At 67.1% G+C, this 17,352-nt stretch carries 13 protein-coding genes; 9 read left to right on the top strand and 4 right to left on the bottom strand.

Annotation, left to right across the window (positions count from 1 at the left end; translation table 11 throughout):
• Positions 1-8: 8 nt before the first annotated feature.
• On the bottom strand, positions 9-1,136 hold the full coding sequence (locus IB259_RS18920; protein ID WP_054450445.1) for an efflux RND transporter periplasmic adaptor subunit: 1,128 nt from the start codon (positions 1,134-1,136) through the stop codon (positions 9-11).
• Positions 1,137-1,312: 176 nt separating this feature from the next.
• Positions 1,313-3,283 (bottom strand): choline BCCT transporter BetT, encoded by a 1,971-nt coding sequence (locus IB259_RS18915; RefSeq protein ID WP_054450443.1) that lies wholly within the window; start codon positions 3,281-3,283, stop codon positions 1,313-1,315.
• A gap of 147 nt (positions 3,284-3,430) precedes the next feature.
• Here IB259_RS18915 and IB259_RS18910 point away from each other — a divergent pair, with 147 nt between their 5' ends.
• Positions 3,431-3,811, top strand: a complete 381-nt coding sequence (locus IB259_RS18910) for a VOC family protein (RefSeq protein WP_054450441.1) — start codon at positions 3,431-3,433, stop codon at positions 3,809-3,811.
• Between the two features lie 18 nt (positions 3,812-3,829).
• Here IB259_RS18910 and IB259_RS18905 read toward each other — a convergent pair whose 3' ends face one another.
• Positions 3,830-4,453 carry a TetR/AcrR family transcriptional regulator gene (locus IB259_RS18905; protein WP_192329902.1) on the bottom strand — a complete coding sequence of 208 codons (624 nt, stop codon included), beginning with the start codon at positions 4,451-4,453 and terminating at the stop codon, positions 3,830-3,832.
• A gap of 232 nt (positions 4,454-4,685) precedes the next feature.
• Between IB259_RS18905 and IB259_RS18900 the strand changes: the two genes are divergently transcribed.
• The 3 genes from IB259_RS18900 to IB259_RS18890 are packed head-to-tail and all read left to right on the top strand — an operon-like array spanning position 4,686 to position 10,398.
• Positions 4,686-5,780 (top strand): efflux RND transporter periplasmic adaptor subunit, encoded by a 1,095-nt coding sequence (locus IB259_RS18900; RefSeq protein WP_192330098.1) that lies wholly within the window; start codon positions 4,686-4,688, stop codon positions 5,778-5,780.
• Positions 5,777-8,950 (top strand): efflux RND transporter permease subunit, encoded by a 3,174-nt coding sequence (locus IB259_RS18895; RefSeq protein ID WP_192329900.1) that lies wholly within the window; start codon positions 5,777-5,779, stop codon positions 8,948-8,950. Before IB259_RS18900 ends, IB259_RS18895 begins: the two co-directional genes overlap by 4 nt.
• A gap of 2 nt (positions 8,951-8,952) precedes the next feature.
• The gene (locus tag IB259_RS18890) at positions 8,953-10,398 is read left to right on the top strand and encodes an efflux transporter outer membrane subunit (RefSeq protein WP_054451308.1); all 1,446 of its coding nucleotides are present in this window, start codon (positions 8,953-8,955) and stop codon (positions 10,396-10,398) included.
• A gap of 57 nt (positions 10,399-10,455) precedes the next feature.
• On the opposite strand, the gene IB259_RS18885 is transcribed toward IB259_RS18890, so the two are convergent.
• Entirely contained in the window at positions 10,456-11,226 is a 771-nt protein-coding gene (locus IB259_RS18885) for an IclR family transcriptional regulator (protein ID WP_192329898.1), read from the bottom strand.
• Between the two features lie 259 nt (positions 11,227-11,485).
• Here IB259_RS18885 and IB259_RS18880 point away from each other — a divergent pair, with 259 nt between their 5' ends.
• The 5 genes from IB259_RS18880 to IB259_RS18860 all read left to right on the top strand — a co-directional run bounded on the left by IB259_RS18880 (position 11,486) and on the right by IB259_RS18860 (position 17,009).
• Complete coding sequence (locus IB259_RS18880) at positions 11,486-12,499, top strand: tripartite tricarboxylate transporter substrate binding protein (RefSeq protein ID WP_054450434.1); 1,014 nt, start codon at positions 11,486-11,488, stop codon at positions 12,497-12,499.
• Positions 12,499-13,383 carry a polysaccharide deacetylase family protein gene (locus IB259_RS18875; RefSeq protein WP_192329896.1) on the top strand — a complete coding sequence of 295 codons (885 nt, stop codon included), beginning with the start codon at positions 12,499-12,501 and terminating at the stop codon, positions 13,381-13,383. The genes IB259_RS18880 and IB259_RS18875 overlap by 1 nt, the downstream gene beginning before the upstream one ends.
• A complete protein-coding gene (locus IB259_RS18870; RefSeq protein ID WP_125473042.1) occupies positions 13,380-14,144 on the top strand; it encodes a polysaccharide deacetylase family protein in 765 nt (254 codons plus the stop codon). The genes IB259_RS18875 and IB259_RS18870 overlap by 4 nt, the downstream gene beginning before the upstream one ends.
• Before the next feature lie 126 nt (positions 14,145-14,270).
• On the top strand, positions 14,271-15,407 hold the full coding sequence (locus tag IB259_RS18865) for a C45 family peptidase (RefSeq protein ID WP_054451307.1): 1,137 nt from the start codon (positions 14,271-14,273) through the stop codon (positions 15,405-15,407).
• 36 nt (positions 15,408-15,443) lie between these two features.
• Complete coding sequence (locus IB259_RS18860) at positions 15,444-17,009, top strand: ABC transporter substrate-binding protein (RefSeq protein ID WP_175181215.1); 1,566 nt, start codon at positions 15,444-15,446, stop codon at positions 17,007-17,009.
• Positions 17,010-17,352: the final 343 nt, after the last annotated feature.

The following is a 17,352-nucleotide window of genomic DNA, read 5'->3' as shown; positions in this document are numbered from 1 at the left end:
CCGCGCCCTTACCGGACTTGCGCCACGGTCTGCTGCGCGGCGTCCAACGCCACGGTGTCCTCGGCGCCGACCTCGACCGCCGCGCCGTTGTGCAGGCGCAGCTGGCCTGAGGTCACGACCTGGTCGCCCGCCTGCAAGCCTTCGGTCACGACCACGCGGCCGCGCACGCGCTCGGCCGTCTTCACATAGGCCTGGCGGACCGTCGGGCCGGCGGACGCCTCGCCCGCCTTGGGCGGGTTCAGCACGTAGACGGAATCGCCATAGGCGCTGTAACTGACCGCGGTTTCCGGCACGGTGATCACGCCGGGACGCGCGGGCAGGCCGATCTGGCCCTGGGCATACATGCCGGCCGCGAGCGCGCCGTCGGCGTTCGGCAGGGTCGCCTGCACGCGCACGGTGCGCGACCCTGCGTCCACTTGCGGCTCCACAGTGGTGATCTGACCTTCGAAGACGCGTCCCGCATGGGCGTCCACGGTCACCGCCACCGGCTGGCCCGCGCGCAACGCGCCCATGGCCTGCTCGGGCAGGGTGATGTTGGCGTACATGGCGGAAGCGTCGGTCAGCGATACCAGCGGATCGCCGGCGCGAGCGAATTGCCCCAGGTTCACGCGGCGCACGCCCAGCACGCCGTCAAACGGCGCTTTGATGCGCTTTTGCTCGATCAAGGCCTGCACGCGCTTGATGTCGCCCGCGGCCTGGTCGTAGTCGGCCTGCGCCTGGTCCAGTTGTTCGCGCGTGGCGGCCTGTTGCGGCAGCAGGCGGCGGGTGCGGTCCAGCAAGGCGCGCGCATTGCGCGCCTGGGCCTGCAGCCGGGCCAGTTCGCCCTGCTCGGGCGCGTCGTTCAATTGCACCAGCAACTGGCCGGCCTGGACCTGCGCGCCCGAGGCGAACAGGATACGGTCGACCCGGCCGTCCACTTCGGCCGCTACCTGCACCTGGCGCGCCGCCTCCAGCGAGCCGATGCCGCTCAGCGTGACAGGGAAGTCCGCCTGCCGCGCGGCGGCCACCGCGACCTTGGCCGGCGCCATGGCCCAGCCGCCCTTTTGCTGCGCGCCGCCGTACTTCCAGTACAGTCCGCCGCCCGCCAGCGCCAGCGCCACGACCCCAGCCGCCCACGCTCCTGATTTCGCCTTCATGATTGACTCGCTATTTATCAAAGAATGTTCTTGGATAATCCACGATATCGGGCATTTCGTCAAAAGGGTTAATCCAATCCCCTGCATAGCGGCGGACTATGGCGCGCAAGCCCCTGCGGGCCGTGTGGGCAAAAAAAACCGCCAGCAGGCTGGCGGTTTCGTGGAGCGCAACGCGGCTAGGTCCGCACCATGTGCAGATAGTGGCGATGCCGTTCGTACTGGTCCAGGATGTCGCCGATGACGGCGTCGCGGCTCCAGCCCATGATGTCGTAATCCTGCCCGCCTTCGCGCAGGTGGACCTCGGCGCGGAAGTACTTGCGCTCGTCCTCGTCGGCCGCTTCCTCGGGCGTGAGGCTGGGACGCACGAAAGCCTCGGGCTGCACCGCGTAGGAAAAGTCCAGGTGCTCGCCATGGGAGACTTCCATGATCACGCCCTCGTCGTTGCCGTGCTCGCGCACTTCCACCTGGTAGCCCTGCTTGCGCAGTTCGTCCGCCACGTCTTCCATGGCGGGCCGCACCACGTCGCTGATGAAGCGCTGCACATGGGCGCGGCGCGGCATCATGACCATGTTGCGCAGGCGCCGCTCCCATGACTGTCCGCCGCGCGCGGGGCGTGACAAGGTCAGCGACTGGTAGCGGATGCCGCGCTTGGTCGCGTCCAGCTTGAGCGCCTTGAACAGGCCCCACAGCGACAGCAGCAGAATGATGGAGAAAGGCAGCGCGCTGGCGATGGTCGCGGTTTGCAGGGCCGTGAGGCCATCGGCCAGCAGCAGCGCGATCGCCACCGCCCCCATCAGCACCGACCAGAAGATGCGTTGCCACACGGGCGTGCGGTCCGAACCGCCGGAGGCCAGCAGGTCGACCACCAGCGCGCCCGAGTCGGCCGAGGTCACGAAGAACACCGCCACCATCGCGATCGCGACGACGGACAGCACCCCGCTCCAGGGCAATTGTTCCAGGAAGGCGAACAGCGCCAAGGAAGAATCGGCCTGCACCACTTCCGCCAGGCCCTGCACCTTGTCGACCAGGATCATGTGGATGGCGGTATCGCCGAACACCGTCATCCAGAACAGCGTGAAGCCGGCCGGCACCAGCAGCACGCCGGTGACGAATTCGCGGATGGTGCGGCCGCGCGAGATGCGCGCGATGAACAGGCCCACAAAGGGCGACCACGCAATCCACCAGCCCCAGTAGAACAGCGTCCAGCCGCCGATCCAGTCGGTGGGTTCGTAGGCATACAGGTTGAAGGTCTTGTTGACGATGTCAGACAGGTAGGCGCCGGTGTTCTGAACAAAGGTCTGAAACAGGAACACCGTCGGGCCGACCACCAGCACGAACAGCAGCAGCACCGCCGCCAGCACCAGATTGGTCTCGGACAGGATGCGGATCCCCTTGTCCAGGCCGCTGGCCACCGATAAGGTCGCCAGGCCGCAGGTGACGATGACCAGGATGATCTGCGTGGTCACGCCCACCGGAATGCCGAACAGATGGTTCAGGCCGCTGTTGATCTGCGCCACGCCCAGGCCCAGCGAAGTCGCCACGCCCAGCACCGTGCCGATGATGGCGAAGATGTCGACGGCATGCCCGATGGGCCCGTGGATGCGGTTGCCGATCAGCGGATACAGCGCCGAACGCAGGGTCAGCGGCAGCCCGTGCCGATAGCTGAAGAATGCCAGGATCAGCGCCACCACCGCGTAGATGGCCCAGGCATGCAGGCCCCAGTGGAAGAAGGTGATCTTCATGGCTTCACGGGCCGCAAGGGCGGTGCCCCCCTCGCCCACGGGCGGCGCGATGAAGTGCATCACGGGCTCGGCCACGCCGAAGAACATCAGGCCGATCCCCATGCCCGCGGAGAACAGCATCGCGAACCAGGTGAAGTTGCGGTAATCGGGTTCGCTGTGGTCGGGTCCCAGCTTGATGTCGCCATACCGGCTGACCGCCAGGAATACCACCGCGATCAGGATGATGGCCACGACCAGGATATAGAACCAGCTGGCGTTGCCCAATATCCAGCCCTGCACGGACTCGAACAGGCTTTGCGCGACCTTGGGCGCCAGGATCGCGAACCCCACCAGCAGCAGCGTGAACACGGCCGCCGGAAAGAACACTGGGCGATTGATGGTGGATGGTCGGGTTTCTGAAGTCATGCTGCCGCTCCTTTCGCCCGAGGGTTGGAAATTCCCAGCACGCGTCCCCCCTCAGTCCGGCCGCGCGCCGCAAGTATTACTATCACGGCCTAAGGCCGTCTGACAATCTGAAACCGCAAGCCGGGCCGGCCAGAGGAGAGATATCCCATGATCGATCACCTGGACCATCTGGTCCTGACCTGTACCGACCCCGACGCCACGGTGGACTTCTATACCCGGATCCTGGGCATGCGCCTGGAAACCTTTGGCGAAGGCCGCCAGGCGCTGCGCTTCGGCAACCAGAAGATCAACCTGCACGTGCGCGGCCATGAGTTCGAACCCAAGGCCCACCTGCCCGTACCGGGCGCGCTGGACCTGTGCTTCATCGCCGATCGCCCGCTGGAAGACGTGATCGCGCATCTGAACCGCGAAGGCGCCCGGATCATCGAAGGCCCCGTGCCGCGCACTGGCGCCACCGGCAAGATCCGCTCGGTCTACCTGCGCGACCCGGACCTGAATCTCATCGAAATCTCGGAATTGCTGGCCTGAGGCCGGGAACCGGCCGCCTTAGTCGGTCATCGGTTCGCCGAAGACCACGCTGCGGAAGAAACCGGCCAGCACGGCCTCGGTCATTTCCGGCGTGACGGCCTGCGGGTCGAAGGCATAGCTGAACTGCATGCCGTCCGACAGGGCCAGCAGGCCCAGTGCCATCTGTTCCGGCGGCATGCGTAGCGGCGTGCCGACCCGCGCAGAAAACTGGCGGATGTATTCCGTGGTGGCTTCGCGCAATTCCCGCATGCAAGCCACGAAGCCAGCCCGGAAATCCGGATCGCGCGCCGCCTGCAACTTGCCTTCCATCCACAGCAGGAAACAGTCGTTCTCGCGGTAATGCGTGGAGTAGTACTCCAGCACGCGGGCTTCCATCTGCGGACGCGATTCGCCGTCCTCGAAGATGGCGCGCATGTCGCTCATCACGCTCTCGTGATCGCGCCTGAGCAGTTGCAGGAACAGTTCGGACTTGCTGGTGAAGTTGGAATAAAAGGCCCCGCGCGTGTACCCCGCCTGCTCGGCGATGTCCTCCACGCTGGCAGCCACGAATCCCTTGGCAAGAAAGATCGATTGCGCAGCGTCGAGCAGACGCTGGCGCGTCTGGTCACGGCTTTGCTCTCGCGTAAGGCGGACTTTTGACATGGCGGGAGTTTAGCACTGGGGAGCATTTCAGATTCAATATTGAATTCGAATTCATACCTGTATTAGAATCCAGGCCGTATCGGGTCGAAACCGGCCCTTATTCCCGAATCTCCGCGCCGCGAGGTGTTCCGTGACTTGCCCTGGCCCTGCCGCGCGCTTTGCCGCGCGCGCCGCCGCGGCCGCCTCTGCGGCGCCGCTTTCACCCTCCAACCGCTCCCGCCATTGGCCGCGCCTGTGGTCACTGCCTGCCGCCGCATCACTTGCTCTGCTGCTCGCTGCCTGCGGCCGCAATGAAGCGCCGCCGCCCGCGCCGCGCCCTGTGGTCGCCATGCCCGCCCAGGCCGATGAACGCCTGCCGGCCTGGACGCTGCCTGGCGAAGTGCAGGCGCGCTACAGCACCCCGCTGTCGTTCCGGGTCAATGGCAAGATCATCGAGCGCCAGGTCCGGCTGGGCGATGCCGTCACCCCCGGGCAGATCGTCGCCAAACTGGATCCGGCCGACGCCGCCAAGAACGCGGCCAGCGCCCGCGCACAGCTGTCGGCGGCCCAGCACCAGCTGGACTACGCGCGCCAGCAGCTGGACCGCGACCGCGCCCAAGCCCGCGAAAACCTGATCGCCGCGACCCAGCTGGAACAGACCCGCAACGCCTACGCCGCGGCATTGGCGCAACGCGACCAAGCTCAACAGCAGGCAGCGTTGGCGGCCGACCAGCTCAAATACACCACGTTGCAGGCCGACCATGCTGGCGTCATCACCGCGGAGCAGGCGGACACCGGACAGAACGTGGCCGCCGGCGAACCGGTCTACAGCCTGGCCTGGTCCGGCGACATCGACGCCATCTGCGACGTGCCGGAAAGCGTGCTGGCGGGCCTGGCCATCGGCCAACGCGCCAGCGTCACGCTCGGCCCGCTGCCCGGCCAGACGTTCTCGGCGGTGCTGCGCGAGATCGCGCCGGCCGCGGATCCGCAAAGCCGCACCTATCGCGCCAAGCTCACGCTGGAATCCCCGACCCCGGACGTGCGCCTGGGCATGACGGCCAATATCAGCTTCGACAACCGCTCCGGCGAAAACCTGACGACCTACACCGTGCCGGCCACCGCGCTGTTCCATGACGGCCCCGCGCCCGCCGTGTGGATCGTCAAGCCGGACGCCGACACGCTGGAGCTGCGCCGCGTCGAGGTGCTGCGCTACGACGCCCGCACCGTCACCCTGTCCAAGGGCTTGCAGGCGGGCGAACGCGTGGTCTGGCAAGGCGTGCATGCGGTGGCCCCCGGCGAGAAAGTCCGCGCCGTGCCGCCGCTGCATCCCGAGGATTTCGCCTCATGAGCGGCCCGCAGCATGACGCTTCCGTGCAGGCGCCTCGCCACGAGGAAGGCCGGTTCAACCTGTCGGCATGGGCGCTGCGGCACCAGCCGCTGGTCATCTTCATCATCACGCTGATCACGCTCTTCGGCGTCCTGTCGTACTCGAAGCTGGCGCAATCGGAAGATCCGCCTTTCACCTTCCGCGTCATGGTCATCAAGACGCTATGGCCCGGCGCCACTGCGCAGCAGGTGCAGGAGCAGGTCACCGACCGCATCGCCAAGAAGCTGCAGGAAGCCCCCAACACGGACTTCATGCGCAGCTACTCGCGGCCGGGCGAATCGCTGATCTTCTACACCATGAAGGACTCCGCGCCCGCCAGCACCGTGGCCGAACAGTGGTACCAGGTGCGCAAGAAGGTCGGCGACATTGCAGCCACGCTGCCACCGGGCGTGCAAGGCCCCTTCTTCAACGACGAATTCGGCGACGTCTATACCAACATCTACACGCTGCAGGGCGACGGCTTTTCGCCCGCGCAGCTGCATGACTACGCCGACCGGCTGCGCACCGTGCTGCTGCGCGTGCCGGGCGTGGCCAAGGTGGACTACTTCGGCGATCAGCCTGAGCACATCTACGTCGAGATCTCCAACACCCAGCTCACGCGGCTGGGCGTGTCGCCGCAGCAGATCGCCCAGGCCATCAACAGCCAGAACGCCGTGACGAGCGCGGGCACGCTGACCACCGCCGACGACCGCATCTTCGTGCGGCCCAGCGGCCAGTACGCCAACAGCCGCGTCCTGGCCGACACGCTGATCCGGGTCAACGGCAAATCGATCCGGCTGGGCGACATCGCCACCATCCGCCGCGGCTACCAGGATCCGGCCATCGAGCAGATGCGGCTGGGCGGCAACGCCGTACTGGGCATAGGCATCACCATGCAGCCGGGGCGCGACGTGGTCCATCTGGGCAAGGCTTTGAGCGCCAAGTTCGAGGAACTCCAGGCCCAGTTGCCCGCCGGGCTGACGCTGAAGGAAGTCTCCAGCATGCCCAAGGCGGTATCGCATTCCGTCGACGACTTCCTGCGCTCCGTGGCCGAAGCCGTGGCCATCGTGCTGGCGGTGAGCCTGGTGTCCCTGGGCCTGCGCACCGGCATGGTGGTGGTCATCTCGATCCCGGTGGTGCTGGCGGTCACGGCGCTGTTCATGGACATGTTCGGCATCGGCCTGCACAAGGTATCGCTGGGCACGCTGGTGCTGGCGCTGGGCCTGCTGGTGGACGACGCCATCATCGCGGTCGAGATGATGGCGGTAAAGCTTGAACAGGGCTGGAGCCGCGCGCGCGCCGCCGCATTCGCCTACACCAGCACTGCCTTTCCCATGCTGACCGGCACGCTGGTCACGGTGGCGGGCTTCCTGCCGATCGCGCTGGCCAAGTCCAGCACGGGCGAATACACCCGTTCCATCTTCCAGGTGTCCGCCATCGCGCTGATCACCTCGTGGTTCGCCGCCGTGGTGCTGATCCCTTTGCTGGGCTACCGCATGCTGCCGGAACGCAAGCGCGAAGCCCATCTGCCCGACGACCACGAACACGACATCTACAACACCCGCTTCTATCAGCGCCTGCGCGGCTGGGTGGGCTGGTGCGTGGACCGCCGCTACCTGGTGCTGGGCGCCACGGCGCTGATCTTCGTCGTGTCCATGGCCTGCTTCCGCTTCGTGCCACAACAGTTCTTCCCCAGTTCCGACCGCAGCGAACTGCTGGTGGACGTGCGCCTGCAGGAAGGCGCCTCGTTCGCGGCCACGCTGCGCCAGGTCGAGCGGCTGGAAAAGGCGCTGGAGGGCCGTCCGGAAATCGATCACTCGGTCAGCTTCGTTGGCACCGGCGCACCGCGCTTCTACCTGCCGCTGGACCAGCAGCTCGCCACCCCGAACTTTGCCCAGCTGGTCATCACCACGCATTCGGTGGAGGACCGCGAGAAGCTCGCGCAATGGTTGCAGCCGGTGCTGCGCGAGCAGTTCCCGGCCATACGCAGCCGCCTGTCGCGCCTGGAGAACGGCCCGCCCGTGGGCTTCCAGGTGCAGTTCCGCGTGAGCGGCGACAGGATCGCCGACGTGCGCGCCGTGGCCGAGCAAGTGGCCGCCGAGGTCCGCGCCGATCCGCGCTCGACCAATGTGCAGTTCGACTGGGACGAACCGTCCGAACGTTCGGTGCGCTTCGAGATCGACCAGCAAAAGGCGCGCGAGCTGGGCGTCAGTTCCAGCGATATCTCGGACTTCCTGGCCATGACCCTGTCGGGCTACGCGGTCACGCAATACCGCGAACGCGACAAGCTGATCACCGTGAGCCTGCGCGCGCCGCAAGAGGAGCGGATCGATCCCGCGCGCCTGGCCACCCTGGCCATGCCCACGCCCAACGGCGCGGTGCCGCTGGGCAGCCTGGGCCACGTGCGCTATGACCTGGAGTATGGCGTCATCTGGGAACGCGACCGCCAGCCCACCATCACGGTGCAGGCGGACGTCGCGGCGGGCGCGCAAGGCATAGACGTCACCCGCGCCATCGATGCCAAGCTCAACACCCTGCGCGCCGGGTTGCCCGTCGGCTACCGCATCGAGGTGGGCGGCCCGGTGGAGGAAAGCGCAAAAGGCCAGTCCTCGATCAATGCCCAGATGCCGCTGATGGCGGTGGCCGTGCTGACCCTGCTGATGCTGCAGCTGCAAAGCTTCGCCCGCGTGCTGATGGTGGTGCTGACCGCGCCGCTGGGGCTGATAGGCGTGGTCGCGGCGTTGCTGCTGTTCGGCAAGCCCTTCGGCTTCGTGGCCATGCTGGGCGTGATCGCCATGTTCGGCATCATCATGCGCAATTCGGTCATCCTGGTGGATCAGATCGAACAGGACATCGGCGCCGGCCACAAGCGAGTGGACGCCATCGTCGGCGCCACGGTGCGGCGTTTCCGCCCGATCACGCTGACGGCCGCGGCCGCCGTGCTGGCGCTGATTCCGCTGTTGCGCAGCAACTTCTTCGGCCCCATGGCCACCGCCCTGATGGGCGGCATCACCATCGCCACCGTGCTGACGCTGTTCTTCCTGCCGGCCCTGTATGCCGCGTGGTTCCGCGTCCGCCATGACGAGCGCGACGAACCCGAAGGCGTGCCGCCGGGCGCCAACGCCGGCGACACGGTGGAACGGGGAGCATGACGATGACCCAGCTATCCTTGCGCGTGGCCGCCCTGCCCTTGATGCTGGCGCTGGGCGCCTGCGCCTTCGCGCCCAGCAGCAAGCCGCCCGCGGTCGCGCAACCGGCGCAGTACGGCGTCGAAGCCACGCCCCCCGCGAGCGCCGCCGCCCAGGGCGTTGCGCAGCGCTTCGAGCAAGGCGCGCGGCCCGTGCCCGAATGGTGGAAGCGCTATGAATCAGAGGCGCTGAACGCGCTGGTGGCCGAAGGTCTCGCCAACAGCCCGGACCTTGCCGCCGCCGAACGCAACCTGGCCGGCGCGCGCGAACAGCTGCGCGGCCAGGTGAATTCATCGTTACTGCCTTCGGTGGACGCGGGCGCCGATGCCTCCCGCCGGCGCGCGCTGACCATGCCGAACCTGCCCGAACCGACGGCGCAGTACAACGTCTTCACCGGCCAGGTCCACGCCAAGTACGACCTGGACCTGTTCGGCGCGGCGCGTTTTGCCAACGCCTCGCTCGCGGCCCAGGTCGAGCAGCAGGCCTTTCAGCTGGAGTCGGCCCGCCGTTCGCTCGCCAGCAACATCGTCACAGGCGCCATCACTGCTGCGGCGCTGGCCGAACGCGTGGCGTTGACGGAGAAGCAGGTGGTGCTGGCGCGGCAGGTCGCGCGCGACACGCAGCGCCGCTACGAATTGGGCTCGGCCTCGCAGAACGACGCGCTGGACGCGGACCAGGACGCCGCCACGCTGGAAGCGTCGCTACCCGGCCTGCGCGCGCGCTGGCATGCGACGCGCCATGCGCTGGCGGTGCTGCTGGGCCGCAATCCGGACCAGGCTCCGCCCGATCTCGCCTTCAGCATGCTGGCCGTGCCGCAACAAGTGCCGGTGGTGGTGCCGTCCGAACTGCTGGCCGCGCGCCCGGACATCCTGTTCGCCGATGCGGTGGTGCAGGCCGCGGCGGCCGACGTGGGCTTGGCCACCGCGCAGCTGTTCCCCAGCCTGTCCTTGTCCGCGTCCATGGGCAAGAGCGGCTTCAATTGGCCCGCTGCGATGTCGGGCGCCGGCGCCGTCTGGGCCATCGGCGCTTCGCTCACGCAGCCTATCTTCCATGGCGGGGCGCTACTGGCCGAGCGCAGCGCGGCCAAGGAACGCTACGAAGCCGCGTTGCTGCAATACAAGCAGACCGTGCTGACCGCCTTCCGCGACGTGGCCGACACACTGTCGCGGCTGGACGCCGACGGGCAGGCGCTGGCCTCCGCCGAAGCGTCGCGCCGCGCCGCGGAGCAGTCCTACCGCAACACCGCCAGCCGCGTGCGGCTGGGCGCGCTGGCGCCATATACCGAGTACGCCGCCGAGCAGCACTACGTGGCGGCCCGCCTGCGCGAGATCGAATACGCCAATGCGCGCCTGACCGAAACGGCGGCGCTGTTCCAGGCCATGGGGTCGCCGGCCCGCGCCGCGCAGCAATAGGCGCATCCGGCCACATCCGGCCATGGCCGACGCGGACCAGCACGCAAGCCCTCGCGCTCACGGCGCGGGGGCTTGTTCCTTCATGCGCGTGGCCAGCGCCAGCGATTCGATGCGGCGGGCGGCCGACTGCAGCAAGGCCGTGGTCTTGTCCTGCGCGATAGTGTTGAGCCGAGCCGCAAGAAAGGTGACGGTCAGCGCGCCGAACACGCGCCGGTCTTCCTGGAACACCGGCACCGCGATGCCCGCCCGTTCTGGCGAGATCTCGCCCACTCCCAGATAAAAACCCTGCACCCGGATCCGGTCCAGCTTGCCGGTGAATGCGGCCTGAGTCGCCCCCAGGCCCAGGTCGCGGATCTCGTCCGCATGGGCCTCGTACAGGCGGCGCTGATCCTTGCGCGGCAGGAAAGCCACGATGGTCTTGGCCGTGGCGCCGCGGAACAGCGGATGGGCGCGGCCGCGGCCGTGCGGAATACCCAGTTCGTCGGGTCCGCGCTCGTGGTGGATGTTGAGGATGCGCAGGCCGTGGATCACGCTGAGCAATACGTCGCCGCCCACCTGATCCACCACCTCGCGCATGATCGGACGCGCCACGCCCAGCACCGGATCGCCGTCGATGATGAGGTGGTCCAGTTCGATGATGCGCGGCCCCAGCTTGTAGCCTTCGCCGGTCACGCGCAGCAGATAGCCCAGGTCCGTCAGGTCGCGGATGTAGCGGTAGCCCGTGGGCGCCGAATACGACAGGCGCGAAATGATCTCTTCCGCCGACAGCACCGGGGTTTCCAGGCTGAAGAGGTCAAGTATCGCTAGGGCTCGCTTCAGGGTGGACATGGCGGTCGTGGGACGGGGAACAACGCGGGATCGGGCGCAGCGTATCACAGGGATGCCCGCGGCGCGCCTGGGCCATAGGCGCTGACTACCAGATCCTGACTCCCCTCCAGACGCAAACTATCGTTTTTCTATTTTTTATCATTTATAGATAAAAACTAATTGGATTAGACAATTTTTTATCGAATAATGATATTCAAGCAATGGGCAGATTGACGTCCAACACGCCACTGCACCTGCGGAAAACATCAGGGGAAAATCCATGAAGCAGTCTTGCGGCACCAAGGGCGGCATCAGCCGCCGGCATTTCCTGGGGGCTTCGGCCGCCACCTTGGCCAGCGCGGCGCTGGCGCGGCCCGGCCGCGCCTGGGCGGCCGGCTATCCGGCCGAACGCGCCATCCAGTTCATCGTGCCCTTCCCCGCTGGCGGCGGCACCGATCTGGTGGCGCGTCCGCTGGCCCAGGGCATCGGCGAAGCGCTCAAACAAAGCGTGGTCGTCATCAACAAGGGTGGCGCCGCAGGCAACATCGGTACCCAGCAGGCCGCGCGTTCGGCGCCGGACGGCTACACCATCGCGCTGGGCTCCACCGGTACGCACACGGTGAACCAGAGCCTGTACGAGAACATCGGCTATGACCCGGTCAAGGACTTCGAACCGGTGTCCATGGTCTGCTACTACAACAACGTGCTGGTGGTGCATCCGTCGTTTCCGGCGCGCACGCTGCAGGAGCTGGTCGCCATCATCAAGGCCAATCCGGGCAAGTACTTCTATGGGATCACGCAGAACGGCAGCTCTGCGCACCTGGCCATGGAACTGCTCAAGGCCACGGCCGGCCTGGACCTGCCCGGCGTGCCGTACAAGGGCGCGGCAGCCGCGGTCAACGACTTCCTGGGCGGACAGTTCCCGATCCTGATGGATGTGGTGATCAACCAGCAGCAATTCATCCGCGGCGGCAAGTCGCGCCCGCTGGCCGTGACCTCGGCGCAGCGCGCGCAGGCGCTGCCCGACGTGCCGACCGTGGCGGAATCGGGCTTTCCCGGCTATCAGGCCATAGGCTGGAACGGCGTGTTCGCGCCCGCGGGCACGTCCGCCGCCATCATCCAGACGCTCAATGGCGCCGTGCAAAGCGCGCTCAAGCAGCCCGCCCTGGAGCAATTGACGCAGAACGGGCTGGAGCTGCACGGCAGCACCCCGCAAGAACTGAGCCGTTTCGTCGCCACCGAAAGCGAAAAGTGGCGCACGCTGATCAAGAGCGCCAACATCAAGGCCACCTGATGCAACGCATACCCTATGGCGTCCCCGTGGACGCCCACTCCAATCCCTGGCTGGCGCTGGACCGCGAGCTGCGCGCGCAGGGCCTGCGCGCCGCGGGCGCCGCGCCGGTGCGCGCGGTGGTCTGCGTCACCGTCCACGTCGACGGCCCCGCCGTCGAGGTCGGCCGCAAGCAGTTCCCGGCCGGTCCCCACACCGCGGGCCGCTATGCCATCCGCCGCGGCGTGGCGCGGCATCTGGAGATCCTGGCGCGCCACGGCATGCCGGCCACGTTCTTTGCCTGCGGCTATGACGTCGAGCACTATCCGGCGACCTTCCACGACATCCTGGACGCGGGCCACGAGATCGCCGCCCACGGCTATCTGCATGAAGCCTGGGACCTGGGCGATGACGAGCCCGCGCTGCTGGAAAAGACCCACCGCATCATCCAGCGCGAGCTGGGCGTAACGCCCGCGGGCTGGTGCTCGCCCTCGGGCCGCAAGAGCCATCGCACCCTGCCCGCGCTGCGGCGGCTGGGTTACTGCTACGACGCCAGCGAAAAGGACCAGGACCGTCCCTACCTGCCGGCGGACACGACGGACTTCATCATGCTGCCGAACAACACGGTCTCGCTGGACGACTATCCGTTCTACTTCTCGGGACACAGCCTCGCCGCGGAAGCCTGTGACAACTGGGTGCAGGAATTCGAGGCGCTGCGCGCAGCCGAAGGCTATGTGCACCTGACCGTACACCCCAAGGCCGCCGGCGGCTCCGGCACGCCGGCCCGCGCCGCGGCGCTGGACCGCTTCCTGGCCTATCTGGCCGCACAACCCGATGTGCACGTCATGACGCTGGAAGCGCTGGCGCGGCACTGCCTGGCCCGCCCCGACGCCTGGAGAAGCGCATGAGCGCCGACAAAACCGTACTGGTCACCATCAATGTGCAGGGCATCGGCCCCGAAGCCGCGACCCAGCCCGAAACCTCGCTGCACGGGCGCGACGCGCATGGCCGCTACACCTACGGCGGCGGCCTGGCGCGCGTGCTGGACATGCTGCGCCGCCAGGACATCCGCGCCACGCTGTTCTGGCCGGTATTCGAAGCCGAACGCTGCCGCGGCCTGCTGGAGCAGAGCCTGCGCGACGGCCACGAGGCCGCCTCGCACGGCAATGCCTACGAAGACCTGCCCGCGCTGGGCGAGCGCGAAGGCGAAGTGCTGGAACGGGCCCGCGACCGGCTGGCCGAACTGACCGGCTCCGCCCCGCAAGGCTTTCGCTATGCCAGCGCGTTTACCGCCAATACCGTGCCGCTGCTCCACCAGCTCGGCTATCGCTACGACAGCAGCGCCATCGACGACGACGCCCCCTACGCGCTGGACGCGGACGGCGGCCCCGGCATGGTGGAGCTGCCCTGGAGCGAAGGCCTGTGCGACGCCACCCATTTCAGCCGCCGCGTGACGCAGGACCGTGCCTATGCGCACTGGGTGGAGCAAGGCGATGCGCTGCTGGCGACCGATGGTTATGCCTGCCTGACCCTGCATCCGCGCGCCGACAACGGCGTCGGCCGCGCGGCCAGGTTGGTGAAAGTCGAGCAATTGCTGGAGCGCTTCCGCGCCGCAGGCGCCAGCTTCAAGACCTGCTCCGAGCTGGCCGCCTCCCCCCATACGCGCTGAACGCAAGACGCCCATGGCGTGCTTGCACTGGTAAACCCTGAGCAATATTGGCGCCAAAATAAGCTAACATTTTTTCGCCATCCAATTCCCACCCCCAGATTGCGGCGCGGCGCGCCGCCCAAGTCCATGACCCAGATCACCCAATTTCCCTTCGTATCGGTTTCGGGCGCGCCCGAGGCCCGCGGCCGCTCGTATGGCCAGCAAGCCGCCGACCGCGTGCGCAAGAGCGCCAAGATGTACGGCCAGACCCTGGTCGACCTGGGCTATGACGCCATGGCGCGCACCCAGCTGATCAATGGCTTCGCCCGCGAGATCGAGAACTTCGCGCCGCACTACCTGGAAGAAATGCGCGGCATCGCCGCGGGCGCCGACGTGCCTTTCGAAGACATCGTGATGGTGAACGCGCGCACCGAAGTCATCGCCAAGGCCCGCGCCGAGAAGAAGAAGGCCGCCGAATTGGAGCCGGGCGACGGCTGCACCGGCGCGCTGATCCTGCCGACCCGCTCGGCCAACGGCCGCCTGATCCATGGGCAGAACTGGGACTGGCGCGCGGAATGCGCCGAGACCGCCATCGTGCTGCGCGTGCGCAACGACAACGGCCCCGACATGCTGACCTTCGTCGAAGCGGGCGGACTGGCGCGCAGCGGCCTGAACAGCGCCGGCGTCTCGATCACCGCCAACTACCTGGAGTCCGACCGCGACTTCCGCCAGCTGGGCGTGCCGCTTTCGTTGATCCGCCGCAAGGTGCTGGAACAGGAACACTTCGCGCTGGCGATCAAGGCGGTGGCGACCACGCCCAAGTCCTGCTCGAACAACATCATGATCGGCATGGCGGCAGGCTTCGGCGTCGACTACGAATGCACCACCGATGAAGCCTTCCCCATCTACCCGGGCAGCGACGATCTCATCGTCCACGCCAACCACTGGGTCAGCGAAGTGGCCCTGAGCAAGCTGCGCGACACGGGCCGCGCCAGCACGCCGGAAAGCGCTTACCGCGACTGGCGCGTGCGCCGTCTGCTGAACGAGGAATCCAAGCTGACGCGCGAAGACTTGAAGCGCGCGCTGTTCGATGACTTCGGCGCCCCCTATTCCGTGTGCCGTCCGCCGCGCCCCGGCAGCCACGACAATCTGTCGGCCACGGTGGCGATGGTGATCATGGAGCCCGAGGCCGGCCTGATGGAAGTGGCGCCGCTGCCGGCGCTGAACCGCAGTTTCACCCGCTACAGCCTGACCGCCGAACCCGAACTGCTGGCTGCCGCCTGAAGCGGCGCGCCCGCGCAACCCCAGGAAAACGTATCGATGAAAAACCATTTGTTGAGCGCCGCGGTTGCGCTGGCGCTGGGCTCCATGGCCGGCGCGGCCTGGGCGCAATCCGCCCCGCCGCTGCGCATTTCGTTCACGGCCGATATCCGCTCCACCGAACCCGGCGTGAACCGCGACAGCAACAGCGACGCGGTGGTGCTGCACATCGTCGAGGGCCTGGTGGCCTACGGAGAGGACGCCGAGGTGCGGCCGCTGCTGGCCAAGTCGGTGGATATCAGCCCGGACGGCAAGACCTATACCTTCAAGCTGCGCGAAGGCATCAAGTTCCACAACGGCAAGCCGATGACGTCGGCCGACGTGCTGTGGACCTGGCAGCATTACACCGCGGCCAATTCGGGCTGGCGTTGCGCCAGCGAGTTCGACGGGCGCGGCACGGTCAAGGTGACGGGCGTGGAAGCGCCGGACGCGCAGACCGTGGTCTACCACATCGAAAAGCCCAGCAGCCTGTTCCTGGCGACGCTGGCGCGCGCCGACTGCGGCGGCACTGGCATCCTGTCCAAGGATTCGGTGCGGGCGGACGGTTCCTGGGACAAGCCCATCGGCACCGGGCCGTTCGAATTGGCGGAATGGAAGCGCGGCGAGTACGTGCGGCTGACGAAGTTCGCGGGCTATTCGAACCTGGACGGCAAGCGTGACGGTTATACGGGATCGAAACGGCCGCTGGTGGACGAGGTGCGCTTCCTGATCGTGCCGGACGATTCCACCGCCAAGGCGGCCCTGCAGCGCGGCAACATCGACATCATCGAGGACGTGTCCAATAGCGACGTGCCGGTGCTGCAAGGCACGCCGAACGTCAAGGTGGCGCATGCGCCGGTGATGAGCATGACGGCATTGCTGATGCAGACCAAGGATCCGGTGCTGGCCAATCCGAAGATGCGGCAGGCGCTGGCGCACGCGATCGATTACCAGCAACTGGCGGCGGCGGTGACGGAAGGCCTGGCTCAGCCCAACAATTCGATCGTGCCGCTGGTGTCGCCCTACTATGACGCGGCGCAGAAGCAGGGCTGGAACTACGATCCGGCGCTGGCGCAGAAGCTGCTGGGCGAAGCGGGCTACAAGGGGCAGGATCTGACGATCCTGACGACCAAGCGCTATCCGCAGTCGTACAACTCGGCGGTGATCATCCAGGCGATGCTGCAGGCGGTGGGGATCAAGGCGCAGTTGTCGGTGGTGGAATGGGCGACGCAGCTGGACCGCTATAACGCGGGCACTTACCAGATGATGACGTTCCCCTATTCGGCGCGGCTGGATGCGGCGCTGAACTACGAGATGGTGACGGGGGACAAGGCGAAGCAGCCGCGCAAGGTCTGGGACAATCCGCAGGCGCTGAAGCTGATCGAGGCGGCGTCGTCGGATACGGATCATGCGAAGCGGCAGGCTTCGTTTGATCAGCTGCATAGGCTGTTCCTGGCGGATGTGCCTAGTATTCCTTTGTATAACGGGTTGGATATTGGGGCTTATCGGGCGGATATCAGGGGGTATCAGCCTTGGGCGGTCAAGAAGCCGCGGGCTTGGGAGGTGGAGCGGGTTTCGGCTCCTTGAGGTTGTTCTTGCTGGTGCTTCGGCGGTCTTCGTAGGTCGCCCGGCGGCGCGGGCCTGGTGGCTGCTCGCGCCCACGATTGCGGTCCGGAGCGTTCGCTCCGGACTGCCCCTTCGTCATCTTCGTCCTCGCCTTCGGCGACTCCTTCAGATTCCCTCGGGCGCATCGAGGTTGCTCGCAGCCACCAGGCCCGCGCCGCCGGACTACGAGTTTCTTGGTTCGCTGCGCCGTCAGACCCGTGGGTAGTGGCGAGGTTTGCGGGGCCCGCTGCTTGCGGCCGCGCAGGCGGCCGCATTCAGCTTACGTGGTGGTGGGGCGTCGGGGCGGTGTGCGCTGGCGCGCTGG

The sequence above is a fragment of the Achromobacter sp. ACM04 genome (assembly GCF_014851465.1).
Taxonomy (GTDB): domain Bacteria; phylum Pseudomonadota; class Gammaproteobacteria; order Burkholderiales; family Burkholderiaceae_B; genus Achromobacter; species Achromobacter aegrifaciens.
The sequence above is the reverse complement of the archived record's forward strand: the minus strand, read 5'-3'. Positions and strand labels throughout refer to the sequence as shown.